General features: G+C 45.0%; 4 protein-coding genes. 3 read left to right on the forward strand and 1 reads right to left on the reverse strand.

The genetic code is table 11. The features are described 5' to 3' along the window. Positions 1 to 9: 9 nt before the first annotated feature. From RLO19_RS25555 to RLO19_RS25565, 3 genes are all read left to right on the forward strand, one after another. A complete protein-coding gene (locus RLO19_RS25555) occupies positions 10 to 3,060 on the forward strand; it encodes an efflux RND transporter permease subunit (RefSeq protein WP_446360206.1) in 3,051 nt (1,016 codons plus the stop codon). A gap of 84 nt (positions 3,061 to 3,144) precedes the next feature. Next, positions 3,145 to 3,690 (forward strand): EF-hand domain-containing protein, encoded by a 546-nt coding sequence (locus RLO19_RS25560; protein ID WP_446360207.1) that lies wholly within the window; start codon positions 3,145 to 3,147, stop codon positions 3,688 to 3,690. A gap of 457 nt (positions 3,691 to 4,147) precedes the next feature. Then, positions 4,148 to 5,041, forward strand: a complete 894-nt coding sequence (locus RLO19_RS25565) for a lipid kinase (protein ID WP_446360208.1) — start codon at positions 4,148 to 4,150, stop codon at positions 5,039 to 5,041. A gap of 157 nt (positions 5,042 to 5,198) precedes the next feature. On the opposite strand, the gene RLO19_RS25570 is transcribed toward RLO19_RS25565, so the two are convergent. Then, a complete protein-coding gene (locus tag RLO19_RS25570) occupies positions 5,199 to 6,299 on the reverse strand; it encodes a hybrid sensor histidine kinase/response regulator (protein ID WP_446360209.1) in 1,101 nt (366 codons plus the stop codon). Positions 6,300 to 6,479: the final 180 nt, after the last annotated feature.

The following is a 6,479-nucleotide window of genomic DNA, read 5'->3' on the forward strand; positions in this document are numbered from 1 at the left end:
ACGAAGTTTATGTCTTTCCACCTCTCCGCTTGGTCAATTAAAAAACCAGTTCCTACTGTCGTCTTATTCCTAATTTTGGGCATCTTTGGTTTGGTGTCCTTTTTTCGATTAGGAATTGACAGTAATCCAAATATCGATATTCCCGCCGTGATGGTAACGGTTACCCAACCCGGTGCAGGACCGACAGAATTAGAAACTCAAGTCACCAAGAAAATAGAAGATTCGGTGGCGGGGTTGGGAAACATTGATGAACTCACCTCAACTGTGACGGAAGGGATTTCTACCACTACCGTTAGCTTTGTCTTGGGAACCGATAGCGATCGCGCCACGAATGATGTGCGTAATGCCGTTGCCCAAATTCGCCAAGATTTGCCCCAGGATGTGAATGAACCGATTGTCAAGCGTCTAGAATTTGCTGGCGGTTCAATTATGACCTACGCCGTGGCATCTGAGACGCGATCGGTCGAGCAATTAAGCGATTTAGTCGATCGCACGATTAGCCGCGCCCTCCTGAATGTACCCGGTGTGGCTCAAATTGACCGTTTGGGCGGTGTGGATCGCGAAATTAGAGTTGACCTTGATCCGAGTCGTTTACAAGCTTACGGAATTACTGCCACCCAAGTCAATGATCAAATCCGGAATTTAAACATTGACTTACCTGGAGGGCGGGGAAATGTCGGCGGAAGTGAGCAAAATATTCGGACTCTGGGAAGTGCCAAGACGGTTGCGGAATTAAGAGGGTATCGGATTGTTCTCCCCAATGGCGCGACGGTTCCCTTATCCAGTTTAGGGGAAGTAGAGGATAGTTTTGCCGAACAGCGACAGGCGGCGTCTTTGAATGGGGAATCAGTCGTGGCTTTTTCGGTGCTGCGGAGTACAGGTAGCACTTTAGTCACCGTGGAAGAAGGGGTGCGTGAGGCGGTTGCCGAATTGCAGGGAACCCTACCAAACGATGTGAATCTTGAACTGATTTTCACCCGTGCTGATGCGATTCGGGATTCCTATCAAGCCACCATTGATGCCTTAATTTTAGCCTGTATTCTCACCGTTATTGCCGTGGGATTGTTTTTGCGGGATTGGCGAGTGACGCTGATTACAGCTACAGCTTTACCTCTGTCAATTATTCCCACATTTGGGGTGATGAAAGCCCTCGGTTACACCCTAAACGGGATGACTCTCTTAGCCTTAGCTTTAGCTGTAGGTAACTTGGTCGATGATGCGATTTGTATGGTTGAAAACATCGACCAACATTTAGATATGGGTAAAAAGCCCTTTCAAGCCGCATTGGATGCCTCACGAGAAATTGGTTTAGCTGTGGTGGCGACAACAGCCACAATTGTGGCGGTGTTTATTCCTGTGGCATTTATGGGGGGTATACCGGGTCAGTTTTTCCAACCCTTTGGCGTCACTGTTGCTGTATCCACCATGTTTTCTACGCTGGTGGCTTGTACCATGACACCAATGTTGAGTGCTTATTTGCTTAAACCGAAAGGGAACGGGCAACAGGGAACCGGGAAAAAACGGATTCACCCTTACCGCAATATCCTCAATTGGGGATTGCGCCATCGGATTACGACTTTATTAATGGCGGTTGTCTTCTTTATCGCTAGTTTACAACTGGTGCCGTTAATTCCCAAGGGTTTATTTGGTAGTGGAGATACGGGATTGAGTACGGTGATGGTTGAACTCCCACCCGGATCGACCCTGAGTGACACAAAAGATATCATGGCACAACTCAACCAGTCGTTGCAAGAAAATCCAGCGGTTGAGAAAGTTTTTGCTACGGCGGATCAGATAAATTCGGCTACTGTCTACGCCAACCTGCTACCCAAGGATGAACGCGAGGTTTCCCAGCAGGAATTTGAACAACAAATGCGCCAGGTGTTCCAAACCATTCCAGGGGCGCGGATTAGTTTCCAAAGTCAAGGTGCTGGGGGAGGAGGTAAGGATTTATCGATTGTTCTCAAGAGTGAAAATGCCCCCGCCTTGACGCAAACGGCGGAAAGCTTGGAAAAGCAGATGCGGGATATTCCGGGATTGGTGGAAGTTACTTCTAGTACCAGTTTAGTTAAGCCGGAAATTGTGATTCAGCCTGATCCAGAACGGGCGGCGGATTTGGGTGTTTCTGTGGGCGCGATCGCTCGCACGGCATCCTTGGCTTTAATTGGGGATAATGAGTCGAATCTGGCAAAGTTTGATTTAGCAGATCGGCAAATTCCGATTCGGGTACAACTTGACCCGGAAACTCGCGAAGATATTAGTACCCTGAAAAATTTACAGGTTCCCAGTCAAAATGGGACTCTGGTGCCCATTAGTGCGGTTGCTGATATTCGTTTGGGGAGTGGTCCTGCCCAAATTGACCGTTTTGATCGCAATCGTCAGGTATCGGTAGAGGCAAATTTAGAAGGAATTGCCCTGGGAGATGCGTTAGAAAAGGTGAAAGCATTACCCGCGATGAATCCCCTCCCGCCAGATGTGGCTGAGGAACCGGCTGGGGATGCCAAGATTATGCAGGATATTTTTACCCGGTTTGCCACCGCATTAGGGGCGGCGATTCTCTCGATTTATGCGATTTTGGTCTTGCTTTATAACAATTTCTTGTATCCGTTTGGGATTTTAGTGGCACTCCCGTTATCGGTGGGTGGGGCGTTACTGGGGTTGTTAGTGACGCAGAAAGAATTGGGTTTGTTTGCTTTAATTGGCATTGTTTTGCTGATGGGATTGGTGACTAAAAATGCCATTTTGTTAGTAGACTTTGCTTTAGCCGGGATGCAGGAAGGGAAACCCCAGTTTAAAGCGGTAGTGGAGGCGGGAGTGTCTCGGTTACGTCCGATTCTGATGACTTCGGTTTCCACGATTGCTGGGATGATGCCCATTGCCTTAGAATTAGGGGCGGATGGCGAGGTACGCAGTCCCATGGCGATCGCGGTAATTGGTGGGTTTACGACTTCAACCCTGTTAACTTTGGTGGTGGTGCCGGTGTTATTTACTTATGTGGATAACTTGTATCACTGGATTCGGGGGTTATTTGGGGGGAAGAAAAAGCCGGTTCAGTTATAAAACGGTAGGGGTGCAGGCTCCGTGCATTAATAACCCTATTTTTTGTTGTAGACTATATCACAGCTAAAAAAGGTAGTTTAACTTATGGCTTTATCTGAATTTCTCAAGAAAAAGACTTCATTGGCGTTCAATAAATACGACATATCTAATGATGGAGTTTTAACAGTATCAGACTTTGAGGAAATAGCTCAAAAGGTTGCTCAAAAGCTGGGGGTTGATTCAGGTTCTCCAGAGCATGACAAAATTACGGCTGCTTATCGTGCAATCTGGGATGGTTATTTTAAACCTGCTGATGTTGATGGTAACAATAAAGTAGTTCTGGAAGAATACATCAAGGCTTGTGAACGTTTTATCGAGTCGCCTAACGCAATAGAAATTGGTATGGACTTGAATAAAATGCTTTATGACGCGATTGATTTAGATGGTAGCGGAAGTATTGATGAAAAAGAGTTTAGTGTTTTCTTGACGACAATAGGGAGTTCGGAAGCCAACGCTAAAATTGCTTTTTCCCATATTGATACGGACAAGAATGGTTTGATATCCCGAGAGGAATTTGCCCAGAATTTGTATGACTATCACACAAGTGAAGATACACAATCACCCGCCAATTGGTTTTACGGTTCTATGTGAACGTATTTCCTTTCTGTTCTCACTTGAGTTTCTCCCTTCCCGGGTGGTGGATTGAGGCGTGATTGAGGCGTTGTTGTTCTCTGATTCTGTTAATCTTATCTATCCCGATCGGAAGACGCGATCGCACATCCATTCAACCTCCGACAACCGAGGGACAGGGCGACCCGATCCTCTGTAGGGGCGGGTTTTACTACTATCTTTTCGGTTGCACCTCAATGTGAATAAACCCGCCCTGTTTCTCTAGTTGTTGATTAAGCCAAGCGGGTCGCCCCTACATGAGGATTACAGGGGTTGGACAACTGGTGGAATGGGAATGCAATTATCCACCTGTTAGAAGATGTGCGATCGCATCAAACCGATAAGATGTAGTAAGTAAGTCGGTGGAAATAAACTCAACACTCCACCAGTTCTGTAAGGAGTTCTCAAACCCTTACAAATAACGAAGGACAAATGACGAATGAATCCCCAGTTACCGCCTAAAAAAGCATTATTCTTAGTCAACCGTCAGTCTCGTCACGGACAGGAGCATCTATCCGAAGCCATGGATCAACTTAAGCAATTGGGTGTGACTTTACTGGAAGAATTAACCGAAGATCCACTAAAGCTTCCAGAAATAATCCGTCACTATCAACATCAGGTAGACTTAGTAATCATTGGTGGTGGTGATGGTACGCTTAATGCAGCGATAGAGGGGTTAGTGGATACTCAGTTACCGTTAGGCATTTTACCCTTGGGAACGGCGAATGATTTGGCTCGGACGTTGGAAATTCCCGTTGATTTACTGAAAGCTTGCGAGGTGATTGCTAAAGGTCGATCTCATAAAATAGACTTGGGCTTGGTTAATGATAAATACTTTTTTAATGTTGCCAGTTGTGGGTTAAGTGTGCAAATTACTCAGTCCCTTACCAAAGAAGCCAAAAGTCGCTGGGGAGTTTTAGCGTACCTAGCTACAGCGTTAAAGGTAATTTGGCACGCGCGTCCTTTTCGGGCAGAAATTCGCATGAATGGAGAATCAATTCAGATTAAAACGATTCAAATTGCCATAGGGAATGGGCGACATTATGGTGGGGGAATGACCGTGTTTCATGATGCCAAAATTGATGATCAAAAGCTGGATTTTTACAGTCTGGAAATGCATCATTGGTGGCATATTTTATCTATACTACCTGCGTTATGGCAGGGACGTCACGCGGATTTACCGGGAGTCCGTACTCTCCATGGTACAGAATTTGAGATTTATACTCGCAAACCTCGTTCTATTAATACGGATGGAGAAATTACTACTTCTACGCCAGCAAAATTTCGCCTGATTCCACAAGGGATATCTGTTTTGGTTCCGCGATCGCGATGATTGGGGATTGGGGATTGGGGATTATTGGGAATTGATGATTGGAGATTGGGCGAAGCATTCGCGTTGCGATGTTAGTATAAAACCGATACATACGGGCGCGAATGCGAGAACCCCTACGAACCCCTACGAACCCCTACGAACCCCTGTTCCCTTTCCCTTACAGGATTACCGTAAAAATTGATCCTTGGGGTTGGTTGTCTTCGACGAATATTCTACCATGATGCGCCTCAATTACCATTTTACAAAAGGTTAAGCCTAAGCCAATCTGAGAAACCCCACTCATTAAATCTCCCACTTCATATTTGTCAAAAATATGGCGCTTGCGCTCTTCACTGATTCCTAAACCGGAATCAATAATCTGAAGCTGGGCTTTTGAGTTGGGAAAATCTGAAGACAGGGATTCATCGTGATAACTCACTCTGAGAATAACCAAACTTTCTGGAGGTGAAAATTTAATCGCGTTGGAAATTAAGTTCTCCAAAACCCGATGAAATAAATTCATATCGATTAAAAGAGACTCTGGGGATTCTCCTAGCTTGCTGATCAGTTGAATATTTTTCTGTTCAGAAATCGATTGAAACTGAAGGGTTACTGTAGACACTAATTCATTGAGATCCACAAACGTCCGATTCAAAACCAGTTTACCCGACTCCATTTTCGCCAACATTAACAAATTATCGATCATGGAGTTGAGTTCACGACTGGAGTCAGCAATAATTTGCAAGCGCTGTAAATCCTTATTATTGGTGGAAGTTTGCAATAACAAGTCGCTACAAAGTAAGATATTAGTCAGGGGATTTCTTAAATCATGGACGATCATATTCGACAGATCTTCCCGCAGACGCAATGTAGCTTCTAGGGCGTCATATTGCTGCTTGATGCGTAACATCGAGCGCACCCGCGCCCGCAGTTCAATTCCGCTGACGGGTTTGGTGATAAAATCATCAGCACCCGCATTTAGCGATCGCGCCAAGTCTTCTTTTGAGTTGAGTGCGGTTACAATAATCACGGGAACGTGTTTCCAATGGGAATCGGATTTGATCGTGCGGCAAACTTCAATCCCATTTAACTTAGGCATCATCACATCGAGTAATATCACATCCGGTTCCACGGAGTCAAGCAGGTTTAACGCTTCTTCACCACTTGAAGCATAAAATAAATCATACCCCTCTCGATATAGATGGGCTTCAATCACATCAAAGGCATTCGGATCATCATCCACGATTAAGATAGACGTATTCTGATTTAGGCTAGCCATAGGTAGCAACGGTGAGGTAAGGATAGGGAAACATGAAAAACTTATCAATGGATAATTAATAATTGATAATTGACAATTGATTAATTGGGTCTAAAACCTCTTCGTTTACGAAGAAATTAAAAAAGATTTTCCTTAATTTCAATCCTCTTCTTTTAAGGAGAGGTCATTATCCATTGTTCA

This window comes from Coleofasciculus sp. G2-EDA-02 (assembly GCF_040226375.1).
GTDB lineage: Bacteria > Cyanobacteriota > Cyanobacteriia > Cyanobacteriales > Coleofasciculaceae > Coleofasciculus.

What these genes read in the sequence shown, in the direction of transcription:
- RLO19_RS25565 (WP_446360208.1), top strand. Translation starts at nt 4,148, where the DNA reads ATGAATCCCCAGTTACCGCCTAAAAAAGCATTATTCTTAGTCAACCGT.
- RLO19_RS25560 (WP_446360207.1), top strand. Translation starts at nt 3,145, where the DNA reads ATGGCTTTATCTGAATTTCTCAAGAAAAAGACTTCATTGGCGTTCAAT.
- RLO19_RS25555 (WP_446360206.1), top strand. Translation starts at nt 10, where the DNA reads ATGTCTTTCCACCTCTCCGCTTGGTCAATTAAAAAACCAGTTCCTACT.
- RLO19_RS25570 (WP_446360209.1), bottom strand. Translation starts at nt 6,299, where the DNA reads ATGGCTAGCCTAAATCAGAATACGTCTATCTTAATCGTGGATGATGAT.